General features: G+C 67.2%; 26 protein-coding genes. 13 read left to right on the top strand and 13 right to left on the bottom strand.

What is annotated here, in order from left to right:
- The first annotated feature begins 100 nt into the window (after positions 1-100).
- Positions 101-1,387, top strand: a complete 1,287-nt coding sequence (locus tag ABL312_RS16620; protein ID WP_349358514.1) for an HlyD family type I secretion periplasmic adaptor subunit — start codon at positions 101-103, stop codon at positions 1,385-1,387.
- Positions 1,388-1,412: 25 nt separating this feature from the next.
- Here ABL312_RS16620 and ABL312_RS16615 read toward each other — a convergent pair whose 3' ends face one another.
- Together ABL312_RS16615 and pyc are read right to left on the bottom strand one after the other, a co-directional pair.
- Positions 1,413-2,618, bottom strand: coding sequence for a DNA glycosylase AlkZ-like family protein (locus tag ABL312_RS16615; RefSeq protein ID WP_349358513.1), 1,206 nt, complete (start codon positions 2,616-2,618; stop codon positions 1,413-1,415).
- A gap of 20 nt (positions 2,619-2,638) precedes the next feature.
- A complete protein-coding gene (gene pyc / locus ABL312_RS16610) occupies positions 2,639-6,154 on the bottom strand; it encodes a pyruvate carboxylase (RefSeq protein ID WP_349358512.1) in 3,516 nt (1,171 codons plus the stop codon).
- 797 nt (positions 6,155-6,951) lie between these two features.
- Here pyc and ABL312_RS16605 point away from each other — a divergent pair.
- The 5 genes from ABL312_RS16605 to ABL312_RS16585 all read left to right on the top strand — a co-directional run bounded on the left by ABL312_RS16605 (position 6,952) and on the right by ABL312_RS16585 (position 13,945).
- The gene (locus ABL312_RS16605) at positions 6,952-10,290 is read left to right on the top strand and encodes a helicase-related protein (RefSeq protein ID WP_349358511.1); all 3,339 of its coding nucleotides are present in this window, start codon (positions 6,952-6,954) and stop codon (positions 10,288-10,290) included.
- A 25-nt stretch (positions 10,291-10,315) separates the two neighbouring features.
- Positions 10,316-10,759 carry an RNA-binding S4 domain-containing protein gene (locus ABL312_RS16600; RefSeq protein ID WP_349358510.1) on the top strand — a complete coding sequence of 148 codons (444 nt, stop codon included), beginning with the start codon at positions 10,316-10,318 and terminating at the stop codon, positions 10,757-10,759.
- A 454-nt stretch (positions 10,760-11,213) separates the two neighbouring features.
- Positions 11,214-11,552: a ferredoxin FdxA gene (gene fdxA / locus ABL312_RS16595; protein WP_349358509.1), complete on the top strand. Its 339-nt coding sequence runs from the start codon at positions 11,214-11,216 to the stop codon at positions 11,550-11,552.
- Positions 11,553-11,931: 379 nt separating this feature from the next.
- Complete coding sequence (locus tag ABL312_RS16590) at positions 11,932-12,510, top strand: CarD family transcriptional regulator (protein WP_349358508.1); 579 nt, start codon at positions 11,932-11,934, stop codon at positions 12,508-12,510.
- Positions 12,511-13,120: 610 nt separating this feature from the next.
- Complete coding sequence (locus tag ABL312_RS16585; protein WP_349361437.1) at positions 13,121-13,945, top strand: RNA polymerase factor sigma-32; 825 nt, start codon at positions 13,121-13,123, stop codon at positions 13,943-13,945.
- A 293-nt stretch (positions 13,946-14,238) separates the two neighbouring features.
- Here ABL312_RS16585 and ABL312_RS16580 read toward each other — a convergent pair whose 3' ends face one another.
- The 5 genes from ABL312_RS16580 to ABL312_RS16560 all read right to left on the bottom strand — a co-directional run bounded on the left by ABL312_RS16580 (position 14,239) and on the right by ABL312_RS16560 (position 17,836).
- Complete coding sequence (locus ABL312_RS16580; RefSeq protein ID WP_349358507.1) at positions 14,239-14,550, bottom strand: hypothetical protein; 312 nt, start codon at positions 14,548-14,550, stop codon at positions 14,239-14,241.
- 75 nt (positions 14,551-14,625) lie between these two features.
- Positions 14,626-15,057 (bottom strand): hypothetical protein, encoded by a 432-nt coding sequence (locus tag ABL312_RS16575; protein ID WP_349358506.1) that lies wholly within the window; start codon positions 15,055-15,057, stop codon positions 14,626-14,628.
- Between the two features lies 1 nt (position 15,058).
- On the bottom strand, positions 15,059-15,475 hold the full coding sequence (locus ABL312_RS16570) for a hypothetical protein (RefSeq protein WP_349358505.1): 417 nt from the start codon (positions 15,473-15,475) through the stop codon (positions 15,059-15,061).
- Positions 15,444-16,547 (bottom strand): AI-2E family transporter, encoded by a 1,104-nt coding sequence (locus ABL312_RS16565; RefSeq protein WP_349358504.1) that lies wholly within the window; start codon positions 16,545-16,547, stop codon positions 15,444-15,446. Before ABL312_RS16565 ends, ABL312_RS16570 begins: the two co-directional genes overlap by 32 nt.
- Before the next feature lie 311 nt (positions 16,548-16,858).
- Positions 16,859-17,836, bottom strand: coding sequence for an HWE histidine kinase domain-containing protein (locus ABL312_RS16560; RefSeq protein WP_349358503.1), 978 nt, complete (start codon positions 17,834-17,836; stop codon positions 16,859-16,861).
- 76 nt (positions 17,837-17,912) lie between these two features.
- On the opposite strand from ABL312_RS16560, the gene ABL312_RS16555 reads away from it, so the two are divergent.
- From ABL312_RS16555 to ABL312_RS16545, 3 genes are read left to right on the top strand one after another with little or no spacing between them, the layout of a single operon-like run.
- Entirely contained in the window at positions 17,913-19,751 is a 1,839-nt protein-coding gene (locus ABL312_RS16555; RefSeq protein WP_349358502.1) for a phospholipase D family protein, read from the top strand.
- Between the two features lie 60 nt (positions 19,752-19,811).
- Entirely contained in the window at positions 19,812-20,411 is a 600-nt protein-coding gene (locus tag ABL312_RS16550) for a DNA starvation/stationary phase protection protein (protein ID WP_349358501.1), read from the top strand.
- A gap of 4 nt (positions 20,412-20,415) precedes the next feature.
- Positions 20,416-20,613, top strand: coding sequence for a PLD nuclease N-terminal domain-containing protein (locus tag ABL312_RS16545; RefSeq protein WP_349358500.1), 198 nt, complete (start codon positions 20,416-20,418; stop codon positions 20,611-20,613).
- Positions 20,614-20,767: 154 nt separating this feature from the next.
- Here the strand turns inward: ABL312_RS16545 and ABL312_RS16540 are convergent, their stop codons facing one another.
- Positions 20,768-21,547: a Crp/Fnr family transcriptional regulator gene (locus tag ABL312_RS16540; RefSeq protein ID WP_374730141.1), complete on the bottom strand. Its 780-nt coding sequence runs from the start codon at positions 21,545-21,547 to the stop codon at positions 20,768-20,770.
- Between the two features lie 130 nt (positions 21,548-21,677).
- Between ABL312_RS16540 and ABL312_RS16535 the strand changes: the two genes are divergently transcribed.
- Positions 21,678-22,064 carry a hypothetical protein gene (locus ABL312_RS16535; protein ID WP_349358499.1) on the top strand — a complete coding sequence of 129 codons (387 nt, stop codon included), beginning with the start codon at positions 21,678-21,680 and terminating at the stop codon, positions 22,062-22,064.
- Between the two features lie 14 nt (positions 22,065-22,078).
- On the opposite strand, the gene ABL312_RS16530 is transcribed toward ABL312_RS16535, so the two are convergent.
- The gene (locus ABL312_RS16530) at positions 22,079-22,267 is read right to left on the bottom strand and encodes a NepR family anti-sigma factor (protein WP_349358498.1); all 189 of its coding nucleotides are present in this window, start codon (positions 22,265-22,267) and stop codon (positions 22,079-22,081) included.
- Positions 22,268-22,413: 146 nt separating this feature from the next.
- On the opposite strand from ABL312_RS16530, the gene ABL312_RS16525 reads away from it, so the two are divergent.
- Complete coding sequence (locus ABL312_RS16525; protein ID WP_349358497.1) at positions 22,414-23,208, top strand: response regulator; 795 nt, start codon at positions 22,414-22,416, stop codon at positions 23,206-23,208.
- Positions 23,209-23,366: 158 nt separating this feature from the next.
- Positions 23,367-24,356 carry an HWE histidine kinase domain-containing protein gene (locus ABL312_RS16520; RefSeq protein WP_349358496.1) on the top strand — a complete coding sequence of 330 codons (990 nt, stop codon included), beginning with the start codon at positions 23,367-23,369 and terminating at the stop codon, positions 24,354-24,356.
- 126 nt (positions 24,357-24,482) lie between these two features.
- On the opposite strand, the gene ABL312_RS16515 is transcribed toward ABL312_RS16520, so the two are convergent.
- Genes ABL312_RS16515 through ABL312_RS16505 form a run of 3 tightly spaced genes read right to left on the bottom strand, consistent with a single transcriptional unit; the run spans position 24,483 to position 25,534 of the window.
- Positions 24,483-24,749, bottom strand: a complete 267-nt coding sequence (locus tag ABL312_RS16515) for a Rho termination factor N-terminal domain-containing protein (protein ID WP_349358495.1) — start codon at positions 24,747-24,749, stop codon at positions 24,483-24,485.
- Positions 24,750-24,772: 23 nt separating this feature from the next.
- Positions 24,773-25,324, bottom strand: a complete 552-nt coding sequence (locus ABL312_RS16510; RefSeq protein ID WP_349358494.1) for a sigma-70 family RNA polymerase sigma factor — start codon at positions 25,322-25,324, stop codon at positions 24,773-24,775.
- Positions 25,325-25,327: 3 nt separating this feature from the next.
- Positions 25,328-25,534 carry a NepR family anti-sigma factor gene (locus tag ABL312_RS16505; protein ID WP_349358493.1) on the bottom strand — a complete coding sequence of 69 codons (207 nt, stop codon included), beginning with the start codon at positions 25,532-25,534 and terminating at the stop codon, positions 25,328-25,330.
- 228 nt (positions 25,535-25,762) lie between these two features.
- Between ABL312_RS16505 and ABL312_RS16500 the strand changes: the two genes are divergently transcribed.
- Positions 25,763-25,960: a hypothetical protein gene (locus ABL312_RS16500; RefSeq protein WP_349358491.1), complete on the top strand. Its 198-nt coding sequence runs from the start codon at positions 25,763-25,765 to the stop codon at positions 25,958-25,960.
- Between the two features lie 148 nt (positions 25,961-26,108).
- Here the strand turns inward: ABL312_RS16500 and ABL312_RS16495 are convergent, their stop codons facing one another.
- Positions 26,109-26,306 carry a CsbD family protein gene (locus ABL312_RS16495; protein WP_349358490.1) on the bottom strand — a complete coding sequence of 66 codons (198 nt, stop codon included), beginning with the start codon at positions 26,304-26,306 and terminating at the stop codon, positions 26,109-26,111.
- Positions 26,307-26,321: the final 15 nt, after the last annotated feature.

The raw sequence follows: 26,321 nt of genomic DNA, 5'->3' as shown, positions 1-26,321 counted from the left end.
GCGTGGCGTAGCCTTTCTCGTGGATGAGTATCGAGTTCCCGCCGGGATGGTGAAGGTGAAGACGTCTGCCCCTCCTCGCAGTGTGTCCGGACGGTTGTCGTTGCCCCTCGAACTGGAGGACGGCGAGCCGCCGCGCGTGATCGCCCGCACGCTCTACATTCTCTGCGCGCTGGTGATCGGCCTGCTTCTGTGGGCCAGTATCGGCCAGATCCGCGAGGTGGCGCCGACGCGCGGCGAGATCGTGCCGGCCGGCGAGGTGCGCAGCGTGCAGCATCTGGAAGGCGGCATCGTCGAGGCGATCCTGGTGCGCGAGGGTGACCGGGTGGAGGCCGGTGCGCCGCTGGTGCGTCTCACGGCGAGCGACGCCAGCAGCGAGCTGGCCCGCATCCGCGTGCGGCTCGACTGGTTGGCGCTGGAAGATGCCCGGCTCGATGCCGAGGCGCGGGGCGAGGCGCGGCTGCCGGAGGCGCTGCGCGGGTCCGTCGATCAGATCGACCTCAGCGACCGCCAGCGCGAATCCTTCATTGCCAACCTGCGCGCCCGCAAGAAGGAGCAGGAGGCGCTGGCCGCCCGCGTCGCACAGCGCCGGGCCGAGGTGGCGAGCCTCGCCGAGCGCGAGGGCGTGCTGCTGCAGCAGGTCGAGACCGAACGCGAGAAGTTCCAGATCCAGACCGAATTGCTCAAGGAAGGTTACACCTCCCGCCGCCGCTATCTGGACGCCAAGACGCAGATGCATTCGGCGGAAAACGATCTGGCGGGCGTGAAGGGCCAGCTCGCCCAGGCCCGGGCCGGTCTCTCGGAGGCCGAGGCCGCGCTCGCCAAGGCGCGCGCCGACGTGCTGCAGCAGGTCGCCGAACAGAAGAGCAAGATCGCCGAGGAACGCGCGGAGCTGCGCGAGCAGATCGTCGCCTTCGAGGATCGCGCCGACCGTCTGGTGGTGCGCGCACCGACCGGCGGTTTCGTCAAGCATCTGGAGCAGACCGGGGCCGGCGCCGTGGTGCGGCCGGGCGATCTCGTCGCCGAGATCGTGCCGCAGGAGGAAGACCTGGTGGCCGAGGTGAAGGTCGAGCCCAAGGACATCGGCCACATTCGCGCCGGCGATGCCGCCGACGTGGTGCTGACCAGCTACGATCAAAGCCGCTACGGCACCGTCGCGGGGACGGTGCGCACGATTTCGGCCTCCAGCTTCAAGGACGAGAACGGCGAGGCCTATTTCAAGGCGATCATCGCGCTCGCCGCGCGCGAGGTCGGCGAGGGCGCCAATCGCCGCCCCGTGCTGCCGGGCATGGTGGTGCAGGCGAATGTCGTGACCGGCTCGAAATCGCTGATGCGCTACATTCTCAAGCCGATCTTCCGCTCGCTCGACACTGCCTTCGGCGAACGCTGAGCCGGCTATTTTTCCTTTCGGCGCTTCAGCTTGCCGGCGGTCGCAGCCAGCCGTCGGCGAAGACGACGTGCTCCATTCCGGTAAAGCGCGCCATGCGGGCGAGCTCCGCCTCCAGCCGATCGCGCCGCCCGGCGCCGAAGCGCACGCCGCGTTCCGGCCAGAACGCCGACACCTCGAGAACGCCGTCCGCGCGCCGGCAGATCATGTCGATGCGCCCGATCAGCCTCTCGCCCTCCAGCAGCGGAAAGACATAGTAGCCGTAGACCCGCCTGGGCGCGGGCACGAAGACCTCGATGCGGTAGGAAAAGCCGAACAGGCGTTCGGCGCGCTTGCGGTCGCGCAACACGGGATCGAAGGGGCTGAGAACGCGCACGCGCGGCGGCAGGTCGCCGGCGGTCTCGATCAGATCCTGGATATCGGGCCGCGCCAGGGCGGGGCGCCGGGCACCGTCGGCCAGCACGATCTGCACCGGGACATGGGTGGCGTCGTCCTGAGCCGCGCACCAGGCCTTCGCCTCCTCGGGCGTGACGAGGTCGTAGAAGGCGGCGATTTCGCCCGATGTGGCGACACCGAGGCGCTCAAGCGCCGAGCGGCAGGCCCAGTCGACGAAGGCGTCGTGCGTCACCCGGCGCTCGTAGTGCTCGGGCGGGATCACCCGGCTTGAAAGATCGTAGATCTTGGCGAAATTCTCGCGCCGCGTGACGGCGATCTCGCCGGTGCGCCAGAGATACTCGAGCGCCGCCTTGCCCGGGTTCCAGTTCCACCAGCCCGGTTCCTTGCGCGCGTCATGACGGTCGAAGTCGCGGGCGCCGGCCGGCCCGCGGTCGCGGATGCGGGCCAGAACGGTGTCCAGTTCGTCGTGAAAATCGCGGCCGTGCCAATTGGCCCAGCGGTGCCTGAGCCGCTCGCGCTCGCGCGCGAAACGGTGCCGCCAATAGGGCCAGGCGGCGACCGGAATCAGGGAGGCGTCATGCGTCCAGTTCTCGAAGAGCGCGCGGTCGCGCTCCAGCAGGCGCACGAGCATCTTCGGCCGATAGGTCTGGTTGCGCGCGAACAGGATCTGATGATGGGCGCGCGCCACCGTGTTGATGCTGTCGACCTGCACGAAGCCGAGCCCGCCGATCAGCTGCTCCAGCCCCGCCCGGTCGAGCTTCGCGCCGGGCGGATCGCCGAGGCCCTGCAGATGCAGGAAGACGCGGGCGACATCGCGATGGGCGAGGGCGAGGGCCATGGACCGCGTTCCGCGCCGGGTCAGGCCGCGTCCGTATCGGCGTCGGCGTCGGCCTTGGCGTCGGCGGCGCCATCCACGTCCGCCAGCACGAGCAGCAGGTCCTTGGCATCGACCTGCTGTCCGGGCGTGGCGATGACCTCGGCGACCGTGCCGGCGCGCTCGCTGTGCAGCGCGGTTTCCATCTTCATCGCCTCGATGGAGACCAGCACGTCGCCGGCCGCGACCGTCTGGCCGGGCTTGACGGCCACGGTGGAGATCACGCCCGGCATCGGCGCGCCGACATGGGCCGGATTGCCCTCCTCGACCTTGCGTCGGGCCGCGGCACCGGCCGCGCCATGGGCCCGGTCCGGCACCTTGATGATGCGCGGCTGGCCGTTGAGTTCGAAGAACACCTTGCGCTCGCCGTTTTCGTCCGTCTCGCCGATCGCCTGACAGCGCACCACCAGCGTCTTGCCGGGCTCGAGATCGATCATGATCTCGTCGCCGGCCGCAAGGCCGTAGAAATAGACCGGCGTCGGCAGCACGCTGACCGGGCCGTAGGTGTCGCGCGCGGCGGCGAAATCGGTAAAGACCTTGGGGTACATCAGGTAGGAGGCGAGCTCCGCCTCGTCGATGTCGCCGCCGGTCTTTTCCGCGATCTCCGCGCGCCGGGCCTCCAGATCGTCGTCCTCGAGCAGCGCGCCGGGGCGCACGGCAATCGGTGCCTCGCCCTTCAGAACCTTGTCGCGGATGGCGTCGGGAAAGCCGCCCGGCGGCTTGCCCAACTCGCCCCGCATCATCTGGATGACGCTTTCGGGGAAGGCGACGTCCTTGTCCGGTGCCAGCACGTCGTCGGCGGTGAGCCCTTGCGAGACCATCATCAGCGCCATGTCGCCGACGACCTTGGAGGACGGCGTCACCTTGACGATGTCGCCGAACATCATGTTCACGTCGTGATAGGCCTGCGCGACCTCGTGCCAGCGGCTTTCCAGCCCCAGCGCGCGGGCCTGTTCCTTCAGGTTGGTGAACTGGCCGCCGGGCATTTCGTGCAGATAGACCTCGGAGGCCGGGGCGCGCAGATCGCTCTCGAAGGCGCGATACCGGGTGCGCACCGCCTCCCAGTAGAAGGAGATCTCGCGGATCGTCGCCGGGTCGAGCCCGGTGTCGCGCGGATGATCCTTCAGCGCCGCGACCAGCGAGCCGAGCGCGGGCTGGGAGGTGAGGCCGGAAAAGGCATCCATCGCCGCGTCGAAGGCATCGACCCCGGCATCCACCGCCGCCAGCACGCTCGCCCCCGATATCCCGGAGGTGTCATGCGTGTGGAAGTGGATCGGCAGGTCGATCTCGTCTTTCAGCGCGGTGAAGAGCTGCGTCGCGGCGGCCGGTTTCATCAGCCCGGCCATGTCCTTGACGCCGAGGATGTGGCAGCCGGCGCGCTCCAGTTCGCGCGCCAGGCCGACGTAGTACTTGAGGTCGTACTTCGGCCGGGCGCTGTCCAGCATGTCGCCGGTGTAGCAGATCACGCCCTCGCACAGCTTCTCGGCCTCGATCACCGCGTCGAGCGAGACGCGCATGTTCTCCACCCAGTTGAGGCAGTCGAAGACGCGGAAGAGATCGACGCCCTCGCGGGCCGCCTGCTGCACGAAATGGCGCACGACGTTGTCGGGGTAATTGGTGTAGCCGACCCCGTTCGCCCCGCGCAGCAGCATCTGCAGCAGGACGTTGGGCACGCGTTCGCGGATCTGGCGCAGCCGCTCCCAGGGATCTTCGGTGAGGAAGCGCATGGCGACGTCGAAGGTCGCCCCGCCCCAGCATTCCAGCGACAGGAGCTGCGGCAGGCCGCGGGCGTAGGCATCGGCCACGCCGACGATGTCGTGGGTGCGCATGCGGGTCGCCAGCAGCGACTGGTGGCCGTCGCGCATGGTGGTGTCGGTCACCAGCGCGCGGCGTTCCGCCTTCATCCAGTCCGCGAAACCCTCCGGCCCCAGTTCCTCGAGCAGCTGCTTCGTGCCGTTTCGCACCGGCGCGTCGTAGACCGGGGCCACGGGCGCGGCCGCATCGGCGGGCGGGCGGGCCCGGGTCTTCGTCTCCGGATGGCCGTTGACGGTCACATCGGCGATATAGGTCAGAAGCTTGGTGGCACGGTCGCGGCGGGCGACCTGGGTGAAGAGCGCCGGCGTCTCGTCGATGAAACGCGTGGTGTAGGTGCAGGCCCGGAAGTCCGGGTGGGCGATGATGTTTTCCAGAAAGGTCAGATTGGTGGCGACGCCGCGAATGCGGAATTCGCGCAGGGCGCGGTCCATGCGCTGCGCCGCCTCCTCGGCGGTCGGCGCCCAGGCGGTCACCTTTTCCAGCAGCGGGTCGTAGAAGCGGGTGATCACCGCGCCGGAATAGGCCGTGCCGCCGTCGAGGCGGATGCCGAAGCCGGTGGCGCCGCGATAGGCCGTGATGCGGCCGTAGTCGGGGATGAAGTTCTGCTCCGGATCTTCCGTGGTGATCCGGCATTGCAGGGCGTGGCCGTTCAGCTTGACGCCGTCCTGATCCGGCACGCCGGAACCCGGATCGCCGATCATCGCGCCGGAGGCGATGCGGATCTGCGCCTTGACGATGTCGATGCCGGTCACTTCCTCGGTGACCGTGTGCTCGACCTGGATACGCGGATTGACCTCGATGAAATAAAAGGCGCCGGTGTCGGCATCCATCAGGAACTCGACCGTTCCGGCCCCGCGATATCCGGCGGTGCGGCCGATCCTGAGCCCGTAGTCGCAGACTTCCGCGCGCTTGTCCGCGTCGAGATAGGGGGCGGGGGCGCGTTCCACGACCTTCTGGTGACGGCGCTGGATGGAGCAGTCGCGCTCGAAGAGATGCACCAGGTTGCCATGCGCGTCGCCGAGGATCTGCACCTCGACGTGGCGCGCGCGCTCGACGAGCTTTTCCAGATAGATCTCGTCCTTGCCGAAGGCGGCGCGCGCCTCGCGCTTGGCCGCGTCGACCTCGCGCACGAGCGTGTCCTCGTCGGCGATGACGCGCATGCCGCGCCCGCCGCCGCCCCAGGACGCCTTGAGCATGACCGGATAGCCGATCTCGCCGGCGAGTTGCTTCACCGTGTCCATGTCGTCGGGCAAGGGATCGGTCGCCGGCATCACCGGCACGCCGGCCTCGATGGCCAGATTGCGCGCCGCGACCTTGTTGCCCAGCCGGCGCATGGTCTCGGGTTCGGGGCCGATGAAGACGATGCCGGCTGCGGCGCAGGCCTCGGCGAACTCCGGGCTTTCCGACAGCAGGCCGTAGCCGGGATGGATCGCGTCGACCTCCGCCGCCCTGGCGACGCGCAGGATCTCGTCGATGGACAGATAGGCCTCGATCGGCCCCATCGGTTCGGCGAGATGCGGCCCCCGCCCGATCTGATAGGCCTCGTCCGCCTTGAAACGATGCAGCGCGAGCTTGTCCTGCTCCGCGTAGACGGCGACGGTGCGCATGCCCAGTTCGTTCGCCGCGCGGAACACGCGGATCGCGATCTCGGATCGGTTCGCCACCAGAATCTTGCGAATGGCCAAAGCCGCTCCTCCCCTTGAAGTATGGCCCCCGGCTCCCCCGCCGGCGGCTGCAGTCCCTGTCGCCTTCTAACGGTCGCCGTCGCGCAAGGGAAGGGCGACCGCGCCCCTACGTTGCAGCGCGGGGCGGGTTGCGCGTCGGTGTCTGTGCCGTTTCGGCACGAAGGTGTTAACGCCGTATGAGCGAGGCCTGTCCGGCATCGGTTCGGTCGGCCACAACTGGGGCCGCCAGCGCGCGCGACCACGAGATGTGGCATGAACAAAAGCGAAACACGCCCGAGTCAGCGATTCGGACAGGCTCCGTTCGCGCTTCGGCCGTTCGGTAAATGCCTTTCCGGCAATTTTATCGAGTGCATTTACCGGATCGAAAGGTGTTGCCGGCCGGGGCCCGTCGCGCCCGCTCGGCCGTCGGCGGCGCGCAAGATCCTGTCCGGACTCAGGATTTTGGGAGGCGGTCCGGCGTCATCGCAAGATGTCGTGGGGAACAAATACGGAATCGGGCCGAGTCATCGATTCGGTCCGGCTTTGTTCGGGAAAGGTTCCGATTCGGCCGTTTTCGGGCGCTGTCGCGCGCCCTCGGGGGCATGCGTTGCCGGCGCGGCCGAGGGATGCGGGGCGCCAATGCGAGGAGAGAGTGTGAAATGAAGACGCGAAAAGAAGACGCGACAGTGCGCCCGCGTCTGTGCTACCTGTCGGGCGCGTGCCGGAGTGCATCCGAAACCGCATGAGCGGACAGCGTTGCTGTCGTTGCCCCTGATCGCCCTCGCCGAGAGGCCACGCACGTCGCGTCGTCGTTCATCATGGCTCCTTCCGCAGATTTCCAGTCGGCCTCGACGCAGCTCCCGCCTTCCGTGCGGGCGCGCACCGTCACGGCCGTGCTCGGCCCCACCAACACCGGCAAGACCCATCTGGCGATCGAGCGCATGATCGCGCGCGAGACGGGCGTGATCGGCCTACCGCTGCGCCTGCTGGCGCGCGAGGTCTATGGCCGCATCGTCGAGCGGGTCGGCGCAAGCCAGGTGGCGCTGGTCACCGGCGAGGAAAAGATCGTGCCCTCCGAGGCCCGTTACTGGGTCTCGACGGTGGAGGCGATGCCGCTCGATCTCCGGCCGGATTTCGTCGCCATCGACGAAGTGCAGCTCGCCGGCGACCTGGAGCGCGGCCACGTCTTCACCGACCGCATTCTCAACATGCGCGGGACGCTGGAGACCTTGCTGCTCGGCTCCGCGACCGCGCGCCCGCTGCTCGAACGGCTGCTGCCGGGCCTCAATGTCGTGACGCGCCCGCGCATGTCGGTGCTCTCCTACGCCGGGCAGAAGAAGATCACCCGGCTGCCGCCGCGCTCCGCCGTCGTCGCCTTTTCCTCCTCCGAAGTCTATGCCATCGCCGAGCTGATCCGCCGTCAGCACGGCGGTGCCGCGGTGGTGCTCGGCTCGCTCAGCCCGCGCACCCGCAATGCGCAGGTGGAGCTCTTTCAGAACGGCGACGTGCAGCATCTGATCGCCACCGACGCCATCGGCATGGGGCTCAATCTCGATGTCGACCACATCGCCTTCGCCGGCATCCGCAAGTTCGACGGCTACCAGTACCGCATGCTGACGCCGGCCGAGATCGGCCAGATCGGCGGGCGCGCCGGTCGCCACACGCGCGACGGCACCTTCGGCGTCACGGGCCGCGTCGACCCGTTCGACGAGGAATTGGTCGAGGCGCTGGAAAGCCACCGGTTCGATGCGCTCAAGGTGTTCCAGTGGCGCAATCGTGCGCTGGACTTCTCCTCCATCGAGACGCTGCGGCGCACGCTGGACGAGGCGCCGCGCGAACAGGGGCTCACCCGCGCGCCGCCCTCGGCGGACGAGACCGCCTTCGATCACGCCGTGCGCGACGAGGCGGTGCGCCGGGTCGCGTCGACGGGGGAGCGCGTGCGTCTGCTGTGGGACGTGTGCCAGGTGCCCGACTACCGCAAGATTGCGCCGGCCAACCACGCCGATCTGGTGGCCGGCATCTACGGTCATCTGACCCGCGACGGGGTCATTCCGGAGGACTGGTTCGCCCGCCAGGTGGCCTTTGCCGACAAGGTCGGCGGGGACATCGACACGCTGGCGAACCGGATGGCGCATATCCGCACCTGGACCTTCGTGGCCAATCGGGCCGACTGGCTCGCCGATCCCGCCCATTGGCAAGGCGTGACGCGCGGCGTAGAAGACCGGTTGTCGGACGCCCTGCACGAACGGCTCACACAGCGTTTCGTGGATCGGCGGACCAGCGTATTGATGCGACGGCTAAGAGAGAACGCCATGCTTGAAGCGGAAATCACTCCCGTGGGCGATGTGCTCGTCGAGGGACAACACATCGGACAGCTGCAGGGCTTTCGCTTCGCACCCGATGCCGCCGCCGACGGACCGGACGGCAAGGCGCTGCGCGCGGCGGCGCAAAAGGCGCTGGGCAGCGAGCTGACCAGCCGCGCCGACAAGCTCGCGCGCGCCGGCAACGAGGAGTTCGCGCTGGCCGACGACGGCAGCCTGCGCTGGCAGGGCGAGGTGGTCGCCAAGCTGATCGCCGGCGAGAGCGTTCTGGCGCCCGGCCTTCTGGTCCTGTGCGACGACACGCTCGAGCCGGCCGACCGCGAGAAGGTCGAGGCGCGGCTGTCGCTCTGGCTAAAGGCGCATGTCGACACGCTGCTGAAGCCCTTGCGGGATCTTGAGACCGGCGAGGGGCTCGAGGGTCTGGCGCGCGGCGTGGCTTTCCGTCTCGTGGAGGCGCTGGGCATCGTCGAGCGGGCCGACATCTCGGAAGACGTGCGCCAGCTCGATCAGACCATGCGCGCCGGCCTGCGTCGTCTCGGCGTGCGCTTCGGCGCCTATCACATCTTCGTACCGGCCTTGCTGAAGCCGGCGCCGAGCCGGCTGCTGGCGCAGCTCTGGGCCCTCAAGCACGGGTCGCCGGACATGCCGGGGCTGACCGAACTGCCGCAATTGTCGGCGTCGGGACGCACGTCGGTGGCCGTCGATCCCGAATTCGACAAGGCGCTCTACAAGGTCGTGGGCTTTCGCGTGTGCGGTCCGCGCGCGGTGCGCGTCGACATTCTGGAGCGGCTGGCCGATCTCATCCGGCCGCTGCTGGCGTGGAAGCCGCTCGACCCCTCCGTCGAGCCGCCCGAAGGCGCGATCGCCGAAGGCGGCGGCTTCACCGTGACGGTGGCCATGACGTCGCTGCTCGGCTGCGCCGGCGAGGATTTTTCCGCCGTGCTCAAGTCGCTCGGCTACCGCGTGGAAACGCGGGAGATCCAGCGTCCCGTGGTGACGCCCCGCTCCGAGGTCGCGACATCGGAGATCGCGGCGGTGAACGGTGTCGGGGTCGATGCCCAGTCTGCCGCAGATACGCAGTCTCCGGCCGAGGCCAAGCCCTCCGATGCGGCCGAGCCGGCCGCCGAGGCAAGCGAAACCGCTCAGGCGTCGATGCCCGCGACCGAAGCGCCGGCGGGCGACGAGATCGGGCCCGATGCCGCGACCGCGGAGACGGGCGTGTCCGCTCCGTCGGCGGAGGTTTCCTCCCCGGAGGGTCCCTCGACGGAAACCGGCGTTGCGGCGGGCGAGAGTGACATCCGGGGCGAGAGCGGGGAACGTCAGGCCGATGAAGCGGCCATGGGAACGGCGCTTGCGACCGGCCCGGTGATCTCCGGGGCCGCGCCGGCCGATGCCGGGGATCTGGCGACGGGGCAGGCTCATGTCGAGCCCGAACCGGTGTTGCCGACCAGCGGCGAACCGGCACTGGAGACGGTGACCATCGAGATCTGGCGGCCCGGCCGCCGCGACCGCCGCCCGCGCGGCGAGAAGGCGCCGGGACGGCGCGGGCGCGGCGATCAGCAGCAGGCGCGCTCGGGCGAGGCCGGCGCGCGCGGCGGCAAGCCGCAGGGCAAGGGGCGCAAGGGCGCGCCCGGCCATGGGGGCGGCCACGGGGCCGGTCCGGGTGGCGGTCACGGTGCGCCGGGGCGTGGCGGGGCGGACGGCGGCAAGCGCGGCGGGCCGCGCCCGGGGCGTGGCGGCGCGTTCGGCGGCAAGGGCAAGGCCATCGACCCCGATTCGCCCTTCGCGAAGCTCGCCGCCCTGAAGGCGGATCTGGAGAAGAAGCCGCGCGGCTGACGCGCGCGCGGCCAGGGCGGGCGCGGTGAGCGATACGGGCGAAACGGCAGGCACCCAACGCATCGACAAGTGGCTGTGGTATGCCCGCGTCGTGAAATCGCGCAGCCTGGCGCAGAAGCTCGTCGGCGGCGGCCATGTCCGGGTCAATCGCGACAAGGTGACGGCGCCGGCCAAGCCGGTGCGCCCCGGCGACGTGCTCACCATCGCGCTCGGGCGCGGCGTGCGGGTGCTCAAGGTGATCGCGCCGGGCACGCGGCGCGGTCCGGCGCCCGAAGCGCAGACGCTCTACGAGGACCTGTCGCAGCCGAGCGCGCCGGCCGACGGGAAGGTCTCCGCCGCCGGCCCGGCTTCCGAGCCGGAGGCGGCTGGAGACCGCGCGGCCCCGCCGCCGCGCCGCGCGCCCGGCGCCGGCCGGCCGACGAAACGCGAGCGCCGCGATCTCGACCGGTTCCGCAAGTCCGGCGACTGACCCGCACGGGCGGTATCGCGGCATCGGCAGCGGCCCCTTGCCGCACCCTTTGTCCTGCCCCGGGGGCTCCCTTTGCCCAGCCTCGGGCCACACCCTTGCCGGAACGGTGAAAATCTTTTCTCACGCACTATGAATATCAACATATTCCGAACTTGAAGCGCGTCGCCAAAGGCGATAGGCAAAATGAAATTCGGACCGCGGGTCGGCATGCCGGGCCGATCCCCGGGATACCGCCGTTGTCTCGTCCGCGGGCTGCCGCGACCGGGATATGGCGCCTGCACGGGCAAGCGGGCAGGTGTGGGATATGACGTTGGCCAAGACGTCGGGAAACACCGCCGGGGTATCCCTCGGCGGTGGCTGTCCGGGCCGGCGTCCTGGGGCTGACGGGACGTGCCCGCCGTGACGTTCCCGCTGTCAATTGTTCCGCCCTCAGGGGCGATTTGAGAGGATCAGGATGACCTACATCGTCACGGACAATTGCATCAAGTGCAAGTACACCGACTGCGTCGAGGTCTGCCCGGTCGACTGTTTCTACGAAGGCGAGAACATGCTCGTCATTCATCCGGACGAATGCATCGATTGCGGTGTGTGCGAGCCTGAGTGTCCGGCCGATGCGATCAAGCCCGATACCGAGCCGGGCCTCGAGAAATGGCTCGAGGTGAACACCGAATACGCCTCCAAATGGCCGAATATCACGACGAAGAAAGATCCGCTGCCCGAGGCGGATGCGTATGACGGGCAGGACGGCAAGTTCGAGAAGTTCTTTTCCGCGGAGCCCGGCGAGGGGGATTGACCGGCGCGCGACAGGGTAAACGGGGCGGAACCGGCAACGCGCGGCAGCGTTGATCCGGGCGCATGGCCCGTGTGTTTTGAAATCCACAGTTTTTGTGATATCTTCCTTGGACCAGTCGTCGGACTGGCGATCTCCCCCTCCCGCCGGAGGTTTTTTTGTGGCTGCGCTCCGGGACCAGTCCGAAGCGCCGTGCCGCAATTGATCATGCGTCGAGATCCGCCGCTCCGGGTGATTGCGCGAATGAAAGCGGACACCGACACTCCCGACGGGCCTTCCTGACCGGGAAGGCGGGTGTGCGTTTCTCCGGACAATGGCCGCACCCGCCCGGGTGCTTCCACGGCCTCCTCAGGCCGCAACTGCGCAGGAGTAGCATAAGCGTATGGCAACAACGGTGAAGAAGACCGCGCAGAGACAGGGTTTCAAGACAGGCGAGTACATTGTGTATCCGGCGCATGGCGTCGGCCAGATCACGGCGATCGAGGAACAGACGGTTGCCGGCATGTCGCTCGAGCTGCTGGTGATCAATTTCGAACACGACAAGATGACCTTGCGGGTTCCGGTCGCGAAGATCGCGACGGTGGGCATGCGCAAGCTGGCGGATGCGGCGTCGGTCAAGAAGGCGCTCGAAACCGTCCGCGGCCGGCCGCGCGTCAAGCGGACCATGTGGAGCCGCCGGGCGCAGGAGTATGAGGCGAAGATCAACTCCGGCGATCTGATGGCGATCGCCGAGGTGGTCCGCGACCTCTACCGCTCCGAAAGCCAGCCCGAGCAGTCCTACTCCGAACGCCAGCTCTACGAGGCGGCGATCGACCGGATGTCGCGGGAAATCGCGGCCGTCAACAAGTGCTCGGACACCGAGGCCATCCGCCAGATCGAGCAGAGCCTGGCCAAGTCCACAAGCCGCAAGCCCGCGGCGACGGACGAGGACGGCGACGGCGCCCAGACCGAGGCGGCCTGAGGCCGTTCCGCGCCGTCCGTGATCGTCACGGGGCGGTGTGACGGATCGCCGCCGCACCGCTGCAGTGACCGCGCTTCGAGCGGGATCGCAGGCCGGAACCTGAGATCGCAAGCCCAACCTGAAAAGCCCGGCCCCCTTGGTCGGGCTTTTTTCTTCGGCGAGAGAGTTGCCGGGACCGTCGCCGCCGGCCGGGGGCGCCTCGCCGGGCGGAGTAACCGCAATCCGGCATGTGTGATCCCGCATGGCAGCCGGGGCTGTGCGACCCGGGAGGCGGCCGTGAGGGGATCCGGGCCGGGCGGCGGGACCGGCACCGCCCTCGTCCGACGTCGTCTGGCGACGCGATCAGGAAAATTTATCGCATGACATCAAAACTCCAATTTGTCCTGATTGACTGGCGACGTCATGCTGAACGGCAAAGCCGTTTTGCGACAGCTGTCTTGCTGGAGATGTCGGACGGCACGCCTCGCCGGCGCGGGGCACCCATCCGGGCCGGTGGCGCTGAACCGAACGCGTGGTTCCGGCGTATGAGGCAGGAAAGCGAACCGAACGCGCGGAGGCTAGCATCGTGACCTACACGTCCGGAAATCGTCGCGAACTCGTCCGGGCCGCCATGAATGCGCCCTATCTGAGCCGCGAGGAGGAGCACGAGCTGGCGGTGGCCTGGCGGGATCGTCAGGACCAGGCCGCGCTCGACCGTCTGAGCCTCGCGCACATGCGTCTGGTGATCGCGGTTGCGGCCAAATACCGCAACTTCGGCCTGTCGATGAGCGATCTGATCCAGGAGGGGCATATCGGCCTGCTGGAAGCCGCGTCGCGCTTCGAGCCGGAACGCGAGGTCCGCTTCTCCACCTACGCGACCTGGTGGATCCGCGCGTCCATTCAGGACTACATCCTGCGCAACTGGTCCATCGTGCGCGGCGGAACCTCGTCGACGCAGAAGGCGCTGTTCTTCAACCTGCGCCGTCTGCGCGCCAAGCTGAGCAGCGGCACCACGCAGGTCACCGAAAGCGAACTGGTCGGCAAAATCGCGGAGACCATGGGCGTGAAGGTGTCCGACGTGGCCACCATGAGCGCCCGTCTGTCCGGTCCCGACACGTCGCTCAACGCCCCCGTGCTGGAGGCCGACGGCTCCGGCGCCGACCGGCAGGACTTCCTCGTGTGCGAGAACCCCTTGCCCGAGGAGACGGTCGGCGGCGTGATCGACACGGAGCGCCGGTCGCGGTGGCTCCAGGATGCGCTGGGCGTGCTCAGCGAGCGCGAGCTGCGGATCGTGCGCGAGCGGCGCCTGTCGGAAGAGGGCGCCACGCTGGAGGCGCTCGGGCAGAAGCTCGGCATCTCCAAGGAGCGGGTCCGTCAGATCGAAAGCCGGGCGCTGGAAAAGCTGCGCGACGCGCTTCTCAAGGTCCAGCCGGACAAGATTTCCTACTGCGGCTGAGCGTGGGGCCGATCGCCGGCCAGCATCTCCGGTTTGAGGATGCTCGGGGCTGTGGCGATGCCGTCAAGGCGCCGCTTCTCGCGGCCGGTTGCGGGGCGGGGGACTTGCCGGAACGACTTGCTGGAAAATTCGGGCATTCCGCCCGATCAGGTTGGGGGCGGCGACGCCCATCGTCGCCCGCCTATGGCGTCCGCCTATACCGTCCGCCTATGCCGTTGTGGGCGCCACCGGACGCGCCGATCCCGTGCGGGCCGGCGGGTATCGCCCAACAGCGGAATAAACGCCGGCGCGGGTCACCGTCGGGTGTCACCATGCTGCCGTCCGTGCTGCGGTGCCGTGCCGGACCGCTCCCGTTCGTCTGAAGCCGTCTTTTCGTTGATGGGAAAGACCTGCGGGTACTTGTCGCTGGACACCCGCAGACGCGGTGCCAGCCTCCAGGCCAGGGGCACGGTCAGAAGAATGCCCGCAATGACGACCACGGGAATGAAGTAGGGCCACCAGGGTTTCAGCGCGGGGATGGAGAGGACGACGATCGCGCCTGCGCCGAAAATGACGGCGTTCAACGGCAGGGCGATCATGCCGGCGATCAGGGTTCGGGTGCGCATGAGGAAGACCTCCCTTTGCTCGTTCGTTCCCAACGCGCCACCCTCCGAATGCGTTCCGCCCCAAGATCGCGGCGGTCACGCCTCGTGGTCGTCGTCGTCCTCGTCGAGGGCCATGCGGGCCGCCAGCGTCAGGCCGGCGATCCCGGCGACGACCGGGAGCAGCGTTCCCCTCGAGCGCCGCAGCGCGACGAGAGCGGTCGCAAGGGCCGCGCCGCGCACCGCCGATGCACGCGCGCTGCGCCGCCGGGCGCGCCGCTGAAGGATTGTGTTGAGTATCAAGGCAAGCGCTGCCACGGCCAGAAACAGGCAGGCCGTGACCGCGAGCGCGATGATCGGGTCGTAGGTCGCCGCGAGCCAGACGGCGAGCGCGCTCGCCGCGAATCCGACGGCGAACAGCAGGCCGGCCCCGGCCACGGCGTAGAGCACCGCGGCCGAGGTCCAGCGGCGTTTGCGCGCCTGAAGATCCGCCGCCGTCAACTGCACGAAGGCATTGATCGGGGTCAGCATGTCAGCGGCGCATCAGGAGGGCCACAAGGAAGCCCGCGCCGGCGGCAATCGCCATGCTCTTGACCGGATTCCGGCGCACATTGACGCCGGCCTTGCGCTCCAGAACGGCGACCTGATGCGTCAGATCCTCGATCAGTTCATCGGTCTTGTCGCGCAGGGAGCGGGCGGTCGCATCGCGGTGCGACCGGGCGGACTTGGCACCTGCGCCCGCGATCTTGCCCAATCGGTCCGTGATCGCATTGATGTCGTCGCGCAGCGCCTCGACTTCGGTTGCAAGCTCGGTGTCGCTGCCCGACGCGCTGCCGTTGCGCTCGCGGGTCTTGTTTGTCGTGGATTGTGCTGTTGCTGCCATTTTGATCTCCTTCCGCCGGTCCAACGCGCCGGGGTCAGATTGGTTCCCTGGCGGGGCGACCGCCATGGCGCGATCGCGGTGTCAGCATGCGGTTGACGGTCGCGAGGCTGTCGATCCGTGCCGACGTTGCCTTGAGCACGACGAGCAGGGGCACCGAGAGGAAAAGCCCGGCAAAGCCCCAGATCCAGCCCCAGAACATCAGCGCCAGAATGATGGCGAGCGGAGCGATATTGGTGCGTCGGCCGACCAGATTGGGGGTGACGAAATTCGCCTCGACGAGATTGATGGCCATATAGGCCGCCGCGGGAACCAGCATTTGCCAGATCGTGTCGAACTGCACGATCGACACGGCGAGAAGCAGCAGCACGCCGATGGTGGGTCCGACGAACGGCATGTAGTTGAGGAAGGCGACAACCGCGCCCCAGAAGATCGGCATCGGCACGCCGAGCTGCCACAGGACCAGGCCGACGACGACCCCAAGGGCGATGTTGATCAGCGTCGTCACCAGAAGATAATGGCTGACTTGCGCTTCCACCGCCTTCCAGACGCGCGCGGCACGCAACTTGCCGGCCATGTCTCCATGCGGAATCGTCGTGATGATCAGGAATGGCCGGCGCATCGCGAGAATAAAGCCGGATATGGTCAAGGTGATCGCGACGGTTGTCACGCCCGAGGCAAATCCGGACGCGGCGCTCACAAGCAGATTGGAGTCCCGGACGACGACCTTCTCCGCCACATCGTCCTCGAGGGCCTGACCGACCTGCTCGCTGACCGCGGAAAGCTCCTGGCCGACTTCCTGCGCCTGCCGCAGGGAAGATTGCAAGACCAGCAACTTGTAGCGCAGCTGCCGGATCATGTCCGGGTAGTTTTCGGCAAGCGACTGGATCGGGCCTGACAGGAAGAAGGCCAGCATCGCCACCGCGAGCGCCACGATCAGGCTCAAGGCCAGCGCGGCGAAGATGCGCGGAACGCCCGCGCGCTCCATCGCGTTCAGCGGCAGGTGCAGCAGGATCGCCAGGAACAAGGCGATGAAGACGGGAATGAAGATCGATTGCGCCAGACTGAGCGCGGAGACCAGCGCGATGAGCAATGCCAGTGTCGCGAGGGATCGAAACAGCCAGCCGTCGAATGCGAGCATGCGTGGTCACGCCCCTGAGGCGGCCCCCTACAAGACAGAGTGTGGAATGACCTCCTGGAAACGCCGGCAGGCCGGGAAGGTTCCCCGATGCAACCGGGCGACGTGACCCGGCGGCGGAAATCGGCCCGGGCGCGATGCCATGAACCGCGGAGGGTGCGGTCCGCGTCGAGCCCGCGCGGCGTGGGAAAACGACCGCCGTCCCGCGCGGGACGGCCCCGCGATGCCATCTCGCGAGGCCGGTCCGCGAGGCCGGTCCGCGAGGCCGAGGCGGGCCTTGACGACCGAGGTCGATGGCAGGCGCCGGTGCCGTTCTACCCGGTGAGCTGGAACCGCAGGTTCGCCCGGTACATGCCGCAATCGAGCGTGCGCTCGATCTCGCCGTTCTCGGCGCGGATCAGGCGGTCGACCAATTGGGTCCCGAAGCCCGAACTGCCCGAAGGCGGCCGAGTCTGACGGCCGGCGTGACACTCCGACCATTCCAGTTCGAGCAGGCGGCGATCGTCGGACAGGCCGGCCGTGACATCGATCGTGCCGTCGTCGAAGGACAGCGCGCCATGCTTGATCGCGTTTGTCGCGAACTCGTAGACGGTCAACGCGATGGCCTGGCCGAGCGACGGGGGGACCGGAAGATCGCAGACGTCGATCCTGATCCGGTGGCCCCAGCTGGCGGTCCCGACGAAAGGCGCCAGGGCGCCATGCACGGCTTCGCCGAGGCTGACCAGATTGACGTCGTCCGTGTTGCCGATGGCCCGTTGCGCGGCCGCCAGCGCGTCGATCCGGCCGCGCAGTTTGTCGGCATATTCGGCGACATCCTCGGTTTCCCGGGCGGTCGCGGCAACCAGAGAGTTGACCATGGCCAGAGAGTTGCGGATGCGGTGGCGCATTTCGCCGACAATGGCGAGCATGCGCTCCTCGCCCGCGACCTGATCGGTGATGTCCATGTTCAAGCCGACGATCACGGAGGCGGTGCCATCGGCGTCGCTTTCATGAACTTCGCAGATCCCGCGTAGCCAGCGCACGGTGCCCTCGCGATCGACAATGCGAAACCGTTCGTCGCAGGGGGCGCCGGTGGCGATCGTCCGGGCCATGGCGGCATCCATGCGCGGCCGGTCGGCGGCATGCATGCGCGCGCGAATGTCGGCGCTCGTGATCGTCTGGCGATGGTCGGGCATGTCGAACAGCCGTGCCAGATCCGGGTCGGCGTCGACGGTGTCGGAGCGGATGTCCCATGCCCAGCTGAAAAACCCGGTGTAGCGCAGGGCCAGCGTCTTGCGCAGGTGGGCCGACATCTCGCGGAATGTCCGGGAGGGTTCGCGGCCCGAGACGGGCGTCGGGCCGGCGCGCATGAGGTGCGGCAGCGGCACCTTGGCATCCGTTTCTTCGTCGTCACAAGACGGCACTGCACTTACCCCGACAACGCTCTACGCCAAAGCGAGACATGCCATTCGGCATCTTGAAACAGAAGCTGCGGCATTGTGGAACAGAAGCTGCGGTATTGTGGAACAAAAGTTGCAATCAAGCGTAGCACATGCTGTTGATAAGCCAACTTTAGGGCAAGAGCGTGCCCGGATTGCGATGCTGCGTCACCTGATCACCGCCGACGATGCCTTTCCCGTGATGGAAGATCTGGTGCTGGGCGCCGGCAGCTCGCTCGACGTCGCGCTGCATGTCTTCTCGCCGCGCACGAAAACACGCAGCCGCCGCGCCCATGAGAAAACGATCGTCGACTGGGGCGGATTGATCGCCGACGCCCTGCGCCGGGGTGTCGAAGTCCGTATGCTCGTCAACGACTTCGATCCGGTCGGCGCGGCGGACATGCATGCCAGTGTCTGGGAACGCATCGCGCTTTTCGGCGATGCGCTGGACGGCCTGCCGGAAGAGGCGCGCGCGCGGCTGCACCTGCTCGTCGCGACACCCGGCGGTCAATCCGGAATGGTGTTGCGGGTCGCCGCCTGGCCGAAGGTGCGGGCGATGATCCGTAAGGCGGTCGAGGATTTCGCGGGCAGGGGGCGGGCCCTGCCGCCCGGTCTCGTGGACTTTCGAACGGGCAAGGCGATCCGCTGGTGGCCTCCGGTCCGCAACGACACCCAGACGCTGCACCAGAAGTTCATGATCGTGGATGGCAGGCGGGCCGTTATCGGGGGGCTCGACATTGACGAACGCCGCTACGACGACCCCGCCCATCGCCGCGATGCCGAAAAGACCTGGCACGATGTCAGCGTCGTGTTCGACGGTCCGGCCTTGCGCGATTTGCGGGCGCATTTCGACAGGTGCTGGACGGCGGTGCAACGCCACGGGCACAGCTACGGCGCCCGGTTCCGGCAGATGAATCCCGGCTTCCCCGTCACGCCGGTCGAGACCGGCCGTCGCCGGCACGGCGGCGGGGCGTCTTCGCCGCCGGGCGGTCATGGTGAGAGGACCGCAGGTTCTGGCGAGTCGATCAGGGTCGCGGTGACGCATGCCAGGCCCGGGACAAACCCGTTGCGCTTCGGCCCCAGGACCGATGTCCGGCAGCTGGAAAGGGCGCATCTGGATTTGATCAAAGAGGCGCGTCACCTGCTTTATGTCGAAACGCAATTCTTCCGCTCTTCGGCCATCCGCAACGCGCTGCTGGCGGCGCTTGAGCGGAATCGGGGGCTGCATGTGATCATGCTGCTGCCCGGCGCGCCCGACGTGGTCGCCTATGACGGAGCGGCGACGGGGACCCAGCGCTATGGCGAATGGCTTCAGATGCGGGCGCTGAACAGGCTCTACGCTGCTTACCCGGAGCGCGTCGGTGCGTTCTCGCTGACCAATGAACGCGATCGCGCCGAGCGCCATGAGCGCGATGCCCTGCATGGCAAGGCCATGGTCTACATTCACTCCAAGCTGATGGTGGCCGACGATGCGAAGGCAATCGTCTCCTCCGCCAATCTCAATGCCCGCTCGATGCATTGGGATGTCGAGGCCGGGATCGTCGTGACCGACGCCGCATTCGCCGGGAGCCTGCGCGCGGATCTGTGGCAGGCCCACCTCGGCGAAGCCGCGACCGGGCTGGATCCGGTCGCGGATCCCGCCGCCTGCATGACGACATGGCGCGCGCAGGCGCGTCTGCGACGCGAGGCCGGGCGGTGGACGGCGAAGATCGGCGTCGTGCCCTTTCCGCTGGAAAGGACCATGCGCTTCGCCAAGAGGCACCTTTTCCTGCCCGAAGAGCTGGTTTGAGCGGAACGTTTTGCATCCCTGCGCGTTTCTCCTTCGACCCGAGAGCGCGGCGGAGACGACGTGACCAGCGACGCGACCGCCGGCTCGGCGAGAGAGCGCCTTTCGGCGTCCGCTCCGCCCCTGACCGACAGGATCCACGAAAGGAGCCGCGAAATGACGCAATCCGTCCTCAAGCCGAAGCTGACCGAGGAAGCTGTCGCGACGGGCATCGATGACGATGCCCGGCAGCGGATTTCCGAGGCGCTCTCGGCCATTCTGACCGACACCTATGTGCTGGTCATCAAGACCCACATCTATCACTGGAATGTGGTCGGTCCGCTGTTTCACGCGGTCCACACCATGACCGAAGACCAATATGGAAATCTGTTCGAGGCGACCGACACCATCGCCGAGCGTATTCGGGCCCTGGGCAACAGGGCACCCGTCGCCGACGCCGCCGGACCGGGCAAGGCCGTGGTTTCCGCCGCCGCGCCGGCAACATCGGCGCACGATATGATCGCCGATCTGATCGCGGACCATGAAGCGGCCATCCGCAAGATGCGTGACACCGCCGACATGGCGGAGAAACACGACGATCTGGTCACCCACGACATGCTCATCGAGCGCATGACCTATCACGAGCAGGTCGTGTGGATGTGGCGCGCACTGATCACGGAGTAATCAAATGGGTATCGAAGTTGGCGGCCTGCTGGGCCTCATTCTGCTGATCGTCGTGGTATGGGCGATCTACAGCATCTTTCAATCCTCCGCCTCGACCGGCGCGAAGGCCTTGTGGACGGTGCTGATCATCGTCCTGCCGGTCATCGGGCTGATCATCTGGTTCCTGTTCGGCCCCAAGGGCGGCGGGCGCCGCACGGTCTAGCGAAAGGCGGACGGTCCGTCCGTTCGGCCGGCCTGGCCCAGATCTGGAGCGGGGCCCGGTCCGGGGCATGTCCGGCGACGACGGGATCATCAGCAATCGCCCCTTTGAACACCGGCTGGCTTCGTCAGCCGGTGTTTCCTGTTGCGCGAGGCGTTCAGATGAACGGGCGCTTCTGGTCGGGAAGGCCGTCCCAGCCGGACAGGGCGCGGAGTTTGTCGGGATCGAGAATGCGGAAGCCCGGCTCGCGCCACTGGATCAGCCTCTGGTCCTGAAGCCGCCGCAAGGTCTTGTTGGTGTGCACCAGCGACAGGCCCAGCGTGTCGGCGACATGCTGTTGGGTCAGTGGCGTGATCTCCGGTGCATCGGCGAACAGGCCGACCGCCCTGGCGCGCTCGAACAGATAGGACAAGAGATAGGCCGCCCGCTCGAGCGCATTGCGCCGCCCGACGCTGAGGAGATGTTCCTCGAGTATCTGTTCCTCGCGCGCCGCCAGCCAGGTGATGTCGTAGCCGAGTGTCGGGAAGCTGCGATAGAGGTCGGACAAGCGCGCGCGGTCGAACCAGCACAATTGCATGTCCGACAGGCACTCCACCGAATGCTGCATGGCGTTGAACAGCGAGGCCTGCAGACCGACGAAATCGCCTGGCATCACGTAATTGAGAATCTGCCGCCGCCCGTCCTCGAGCGTCTTGTAGCGAAACCCCCATCCGGAAACGACGGTGTAAAGGTGCGGGCTGTTGGCCCCCTCCACAAAGAGGGTCGACCGCGCCTCGGCCAGCAATTCGCCCCGCTTGAAATCGGACACGAAATCCAGTTCCGCCGACTCGAACGCCCGAAAGTGGCCGCTCGCGCACAATGGGCATTGCGCGCAGGATATGGCGCGCGTGCGCGCCGGCGGCGTGGTGTCGGGTGCTGAACGTGTCCGCTTCGTCATCGGGTGTTCGTCATCGCGTATCGGGAAGCTGGAGAGATGTCATAGTTAAAAGACCGAGGCTGGGGGAGGTGGTAGTCCGGTTCGGCACCGAGGCCGGCATGGAGAAATGCAGTTGCGGAACGAATGGACTGTGCTGATCATCGAGGACAAGCCTCTGATCGCGGCCGATATCGAGCAGGTGGCGCTCGATCTTGGCGCGGCCAGGGCGACGGTCATGCGCCCCGAGGGCGCGCTCCGGGCGATGCTGCTGTCTGGCCCGGAAGCGGGGACGGGCCCGGACTCCGCGGCCGATATCGTCGTTGTCGACTATCGCTCGGCCAATGAGGGCGCCCGCCATTTGCTGGACCTGATGACGCGGAGCGCCGCGTTCGTGATCGTGACGACCACCGATCCTGTCGGCGATGCCGATCGCCGGCTCGGCGCAGCCGACCTCGTTTTGACCAAACCCGTGAGCTCCGACAATCTCCGCAGCGCGTTTCGCACCGCGCTGGACGGCCGGTTGTGCCAGGCCGTGTGACCGGGAAGCCCGGGTCATTCGCTCCTGTCCGATCGGTCCGCCTTTTCCAGTTCGTCCAGAAGGGCGGAGAAACGGTCGGGAACCGGCGCCTTGACCATTTCGTCATAGCTTTCGCGAAGTCTGCGTCCGATCTGCTCGACCGCCTTGTCGCTCAGCGCGCGGGCGTCGGCATTCCGCGGGGTGTCGTGCCTGCTTTTCGTCATTATCGCTGTGCCTTGAAGCATCGCTCTGCCTTGAGCCATTATCACCCCTGCAATGCGCCGTGGCAAAAAAAGTTCCGTTGCGATGGAACCACTCGCCGTTCCTGGCGTTCAACACGCTGAACATCTTGGTCCCGGAGGAAGAGCATATGCCGCTGGCCGCTCAGATCGCACCTCATATTCCCTATCTGCGACGGTTTGCGCGTGCGTTGAGCGGATCGCAGCAGGCCGGCGACCGCTATGTCGCCGCCCTGCTGGAGGCGCTGATCGCCGAGCCGGCGATGTTTCCCGAGCATGGGAACACGAAGGTCGCGCTCTATCAGGCGTTTCTCGCCCTGTGGTCGACGCTGGACGTCGATCCGACGCGCGAGCGGCCGGACGCCACGCAGTTGGACAGGGCGGAGAGCAACCTGCAGGCCATCCCGCCCTTGCCGCGTCAGGCGTTTCTTCTGACCTCCGTCGAGGGCTTCGGCCGCGAGGACGCCGCCGCGGTTCTTCGCGTGCCGGTCGAGGCGTTCGACGATCTGATCGAGACGGCATCGCAGGACATCGCCAACCAGGTCGCCACCAGCGTGCTGATCATCGAGGATGAGCCGCTGATCGCGATGGACGTCGAAACGATGGTCGAGGACCTGGGGCATCGGGTGACGGGCATCGCGCGCACCCACACCGAAGCCACCGCCCTGTTCGAGAAGGATCGGCCCGGCATCGTCCTGGCCGATATCCAGCTCGCCGACGGCAGTTCGGGGCTCGATGCGGTCAACGAGATCTTGCAATCGGTGGATGTGCCCGTCATCTTCGTCACGGCCTTCCCCGAGAGGCTGTTGACGGGCGAGCGGCCCGAGCCGGCCTATCTGGTGACCAAGCCGTTCAACCCGCAAACCGTCGGCGCGCTGATCAGTCAGGCGCTGTTCTTTGCCGAGACACAACAGAAAGCCGCCTGATCCGATCGCTTGCGACCCGTCTTTGCCGGCGGTGCCACCGAGATGGCCCGCATGACACAGCCTGCCTGACATGGCCGGCATGACATGGCCCGCATGACATGGACCGCCCGGCAAGGAACATCTTTCCATTCGAGAGTATGCTGTCTGGACAATCCGCGATGTTCGACCATCCAGACTTTGCTCTGTTGTCGCGGGCGCTGGCGGGGTCGCCGGTGACCGTGTTCTTCCAGGACAGCAGCGGTCAATTCGTCTGGTTCGTGAACCTGCAATCCATCTGGGCCAGCCGTGACCTGATCGGCGCAACCGATGCGGATGTGTTCGACCCCGCCAGCGTCGCCGCCTTCGCGGTCGCCAAGCAGCGGGCACTCGAGACGGATGACAAGCAATCCGTCGAGGTCGTTCCGCTCAAGGAGACCGTTTCGGGGCAAGCGGACTGTCATCTCAGGCTGACGATCGAGGCGATGCGGGACGAGGCCAGCGGGGAGGCCGCCGGCTACCTGTGCTCCTCCATCGACGTCACGAAGGAAAACCAGCGCGAGCGCTCGCTCCAGGCCTTGCTGTTGGAGGTTTCCCACCGTTCCAAGAACATGCTTGCCATGGTTCTCAGCCTGTCGGCCCAGACCGCGCGGACGGCCAGGACAATCGAGGGGTTTCTGCGTTCCTTCACCGGGCGCGTGCAATCGCTCGCCAAGTCGCAGGATGTGATCACCGCGAGCGACTGGCGCGGCGCGCGATTGCAGGAACTGGTCGATCAACAGGTGGTCAACGTCGTTCAACGCGACGGCGTGCGGCTCGAGGTCACCGGCGACAACCCCAATTTCACGCCCAATGCCGCGCTCCACATTGGTCTGGCGCTGCACGAACTGGTGGCCAACGCCATCGTTCATGGCGCCCTGGCCCAGGGCGACGGCCTGATCGCGATCGAGTGCACCGCCGTTGGAAGGACCGACGATCGGGGGCCGGGGGCATGGATCGTCTGGCACGAAACGCCGGGCCCGGCCGTGATACCCCTTCAAAGCGACAAGAGCTTCGGCAATACACTGCTCGAACGGATCGTGCCGACCGCGGTCAATGGAACCGGGAGCCTGTCCTTCGACGCCGACGGGGTGACCTACACATTGTTCGTCGCCGCTTCGGAATTCGGCTGACTGCATTTCTCGGGGTGCGACGTCGGAAAGAGGTGGCGGCAGCGGCGCGACATGCGCTGGACCCGGCTCCGGGGCCAAGAGAGCGGACCGCCCGCGCCATCCGCCGCAAGCCGTCACCGGGACCCTTCAATGATTGCGCAGGGCGGAAATCAGCTCGTCCTTGTTCATGGAGGAGCGCCCGTCGATGCCGATTTCCGAGGCGCGTTGGTAGAGCTCCGCCCTGGTCCAGTCTTCGTATCTTGCCGCCTCGCCGCCCTTTTTCGAGGGGTGTTGACGGTCGTTGGCGGTGGCATTGGCGATGCGCGCCGCTTTCTCCTTGGAGGCGCCCTCATCGCGCAGCCGTTCATAGACCTCGTCGTTCTTGACGGAGGACCCGTGGTCTTTCTGCGGCATGGTCGTCGTCTCCTGTGTCGCGGTCAGCCGATGGCGGGCTGCGCCAGAACATGGGTTGCGACCGCGTCGGGGCCGTAGTCGCTGCTGTCGTCGATCTGGAGGATCTCGGCCAGCCTGTCGCGGGCCCGCGAGACCCGGCTCTTGACGGTCCCCACCGCACAGCCGCAAACTTGCGCGGCTTCCTCGTAGCTCAGGCCCGACGCGCCGACGAGAACGATCGCCTCGCGCTGGTCCTCGGGCAATTGCTGCAGGGCGACCTTCATGTCCTGAAGATCCAGCGTGCCGGTCTGCTCCGGATGGGACGCGAGGCGTTCCGTCAAGGCCCCCTGGGCGTCCGAGACCTCGCGGCCCCTCTTGCGCATCTGCGAATAGAACTCGTTGCGCAGGATGGTGAACAGCCAGGCGCGGATGTTCGTTCCCGGCCTGAATGTGTCCTGCTTGTGCCAGGCCTTGACCAGCGTTTCCTGAACCAGGTCGTCGGCCCGATCCGCGTGTCCGCTGAGCGACAGCCCGAACGCGCGCAAACTGGGGATGGACGCCAAGAGATCTGCCTTGAAATCTGTGCGTGTCGTCATTCTTCAGCGATGTCCTTTTCGGGCCGTTTCAGGCATGGCAACGCTGTCCGCCTCGTCGAGCGCGCGCAGAAGCTCCGTGAAGCGCTCCGGTACCGGTTCCTCGACGAGTTCATCATATGCCAGCTTGAGCCGTTGCCCAATTCGGGAGGCCGCGGCCGCGCCGGAGCCCTGCCGTCGGCGCTGTCTGCCGCAAAAGTCGATGACCTTCATGGCCTCCTCGGTGCGTGTCCTGAACATCCCCGATCAATGCTCGGGCAGGCAAAAGGTTCCATCCATCTCCCGGATTTTCCGACCGCTGCGTCGCATCGCATTGCGCTCCCGCATTTTTCCGGCCCGGCCCCGGGGGAGTGTTCCGCTTGCGGGAGCGTCGGCCTTTTTCGGAACGCAGCGGCCTGTGAGCCGTTGACGAGAAGATCCCGAAACGAAGGAGAAGACGCCATGGCCCACGGCAAGGAGGATGAACACCTTGAGCAAGACGCCGATATCGATCGCCGCAACCGGCATCTGGCCCAGACCGCGCAAACCGATGCGGAGCTGGAATCCATGGTGCCGCCCACGTCGAGCACCAGGGGCCGGTTGATCGGCGCGGCGCTCGGGCTTCTCGCCCTGGTCGTCGTCCTTGTGCTGTTGGCTTGATGCGCATGCGCCACGCCCGACAGCGCCGCGCGTCCCGCGCCGGAGAAACGCCCTGACCCCGACCCAACAAAAACCCCGCCAGAACGGCGGGGTTTGTCGACAGTATGAGAGCGCCGATGCGGGCGGCTCCTTTTCGGTGGCTGCGCCGTCAAAGGGAGGCGACCCAGTCATCCACTTCGCGCCGGGCGTCTTCCTTTGTCTTGCCGTAGCGCTGCTGGAGCTTGCCGGCCAGTTCCTCGCGATTGCCCTTGGCTTCCGCCAGGTCGTCGTCGGTCAGTTCGCCCCACTGCTGGCGCGCCTTGCCCTGCATCTCGGTCCATTTGCCTTTGACTTGATCCCAGTTCATGGCGGGTCTCCTTTT

Origin of the sequence: Stappia sp. (assembly GCF_040110915.1) — a bacterium.
GTDB lineage: Bacteria > Pseudomonadota > Alphaproteobacteria > Rhizobiales > Stappiaceae > Stappia.
The sequence above is the reverse complement of the archived record's forward strand: the minus strand, read 5'-3'. Positions and strand labels throughout refer to the sequence as shown.

Excerpts from the sequence above, each read along its gene's own strand:
- ABL312_RS16615 (WP_349358513.1), bottom strand. The coding sequence starts at position 2,618 with ATGGCCCTCGCCCTCGCCCATCGCGATGTCGCCCGCGTCTTCCTGCAT.
- ABL312_RS16605 (WP_349358511.1), top strand. The coding sequence starts at position 6,952 with ATGGCTCCTTCCGCAGATTTCCAGTCGGCCTCGACGCAGCTCCCGCCT.
- fdxA (WP_349358509.1), top strand. The coding sequence starts at position 11,214 with ATGACCTACATCGTCACGGACAATTGCATCAAGTGCAAGTACACCGAC.
- ABL312_RS16590 (WP_349358508.1), top strand. The coding sequence starts at position 11,932 with ATGGCAACAACGGTGAAGAAGACCGCGCAGAGACAGGGTTTCAAGACA.
- ABL312_RS16585 (WP_349361437.1), top strand. The coding sequence starts at position 13,121 with ATGAATGCGCCCTATCTGAGCCGCGAGGAGGAGCACGAGCTGGCGGTG.
- ABL312_RS16580 (WP_349358507.1), bottom strand. The coding sequence starts at position 14,550 with ATGCGCACCCGAACCCTGATCGCCGGCATGATCGCCCTGCCGTTGAAC.
- ABL312_RS16575 (WP_349358506.1), bottom strand. The coding sequence starts at position 15,057 with ATGCTGACCCCGATCAATGCCTTCGTGCAGTTGACGGCGGCGGATCTT.
- ABL312_RS16570 (WP_349358505.1), bottom strand. The coding sequence starts at position 15,475 with ATGGCGGTCGCCCCGCCAGGGAACCAATCTGACCCCGGCGCGTTGGAC.
- ABL312_RS16565 (WP_349358504.1), bottom strand. The coding sequence starts at position 16,547 with ATGCTCGCATTCGACGGCTGGCTGTTTCGATCCCTCGCGACACTGGCA.
- ABL312_RS16560 (WP_349358503.1), bottom strand. The coding sequence starts at position 17,836 with ATGTCGGCCCACCTGCGCAAGACGCTGGCCCTGCGCTACACCGGGTTT.
- ABL312_RS16545 (WP_349358500.1), top strand. The coding sequence starts at position 20,416 with ATGGGTATCGAAGTTGGCGGCCTGCTGGGCCTCATTCTGCTGATCGTC.
- ABL312_RS16540 (WP_374730141.1), bottom strand. The coding sequence starts at position 21,547 with ATGACGAAGCGGACACGTTCAGCACCCGACACCACGCCGCCGGCGCGC.
- ABL312_RS16530 (WP_349358498.1), bottom strand. The coding sequence starts at position 22,267 with ATGACGAAAAGCAGGCACGACACCCCGCGGAATGCCGACGCCCGCGCG.
- ABL312_RS16525 (WP_349358497.1), top strand. The coding sequence starts at position 22,414 with ATGCCGCTGGCCGCTCAGATCGCACCTCATATTCCCTATCTGCGACGG.
- ABL312_RS16520 (WP_349358496.1), top strand. The coding sequence starts at position 23,367 with ATGTTCGACCATCCAGACTTTGCTCTGTTGTCGCGGGCGCTGGCGGGG.
- ABL312_RS16515 (WP_349358495.1), bottom strand. The coding sequence starts at position 24,749 with ATGCCGCAGAAAGACCACGGGTCCTCCGTCAAGAACGACGAGGTCTAT.
- ABL312_RS16510 (WP_349358494.1), bottom strand. The coding sequence starts at position 25,324 with ATGACGACACGCACAGATTTCAAGGCAGATCTCTTGGCGTCCATCCCC.
- ABL312_RS16505 (WP_349358493.1), bottom strand. The coding sequence starts at position 25,534 with ATGAAGGTCATCGACTTTTGCGGCAGACAGCGCCGACGGCAGGGCTCC.
- ABL312_RS16500 (WP_349358491.1), top strand. The coding sequence starts at position 25,763 with ATGGCCCACGGCAAGGAGGATGAACACCTTGAGCAAGACGCCGATATC.
- ABL312_RS16495 (WP_349358490.1), bottom strand. The coding sequence starts at position 26,306 with ATGAACTGGGATCAAGTCAAAGGCAAATGGACCGAGATGCAGGGCAAG.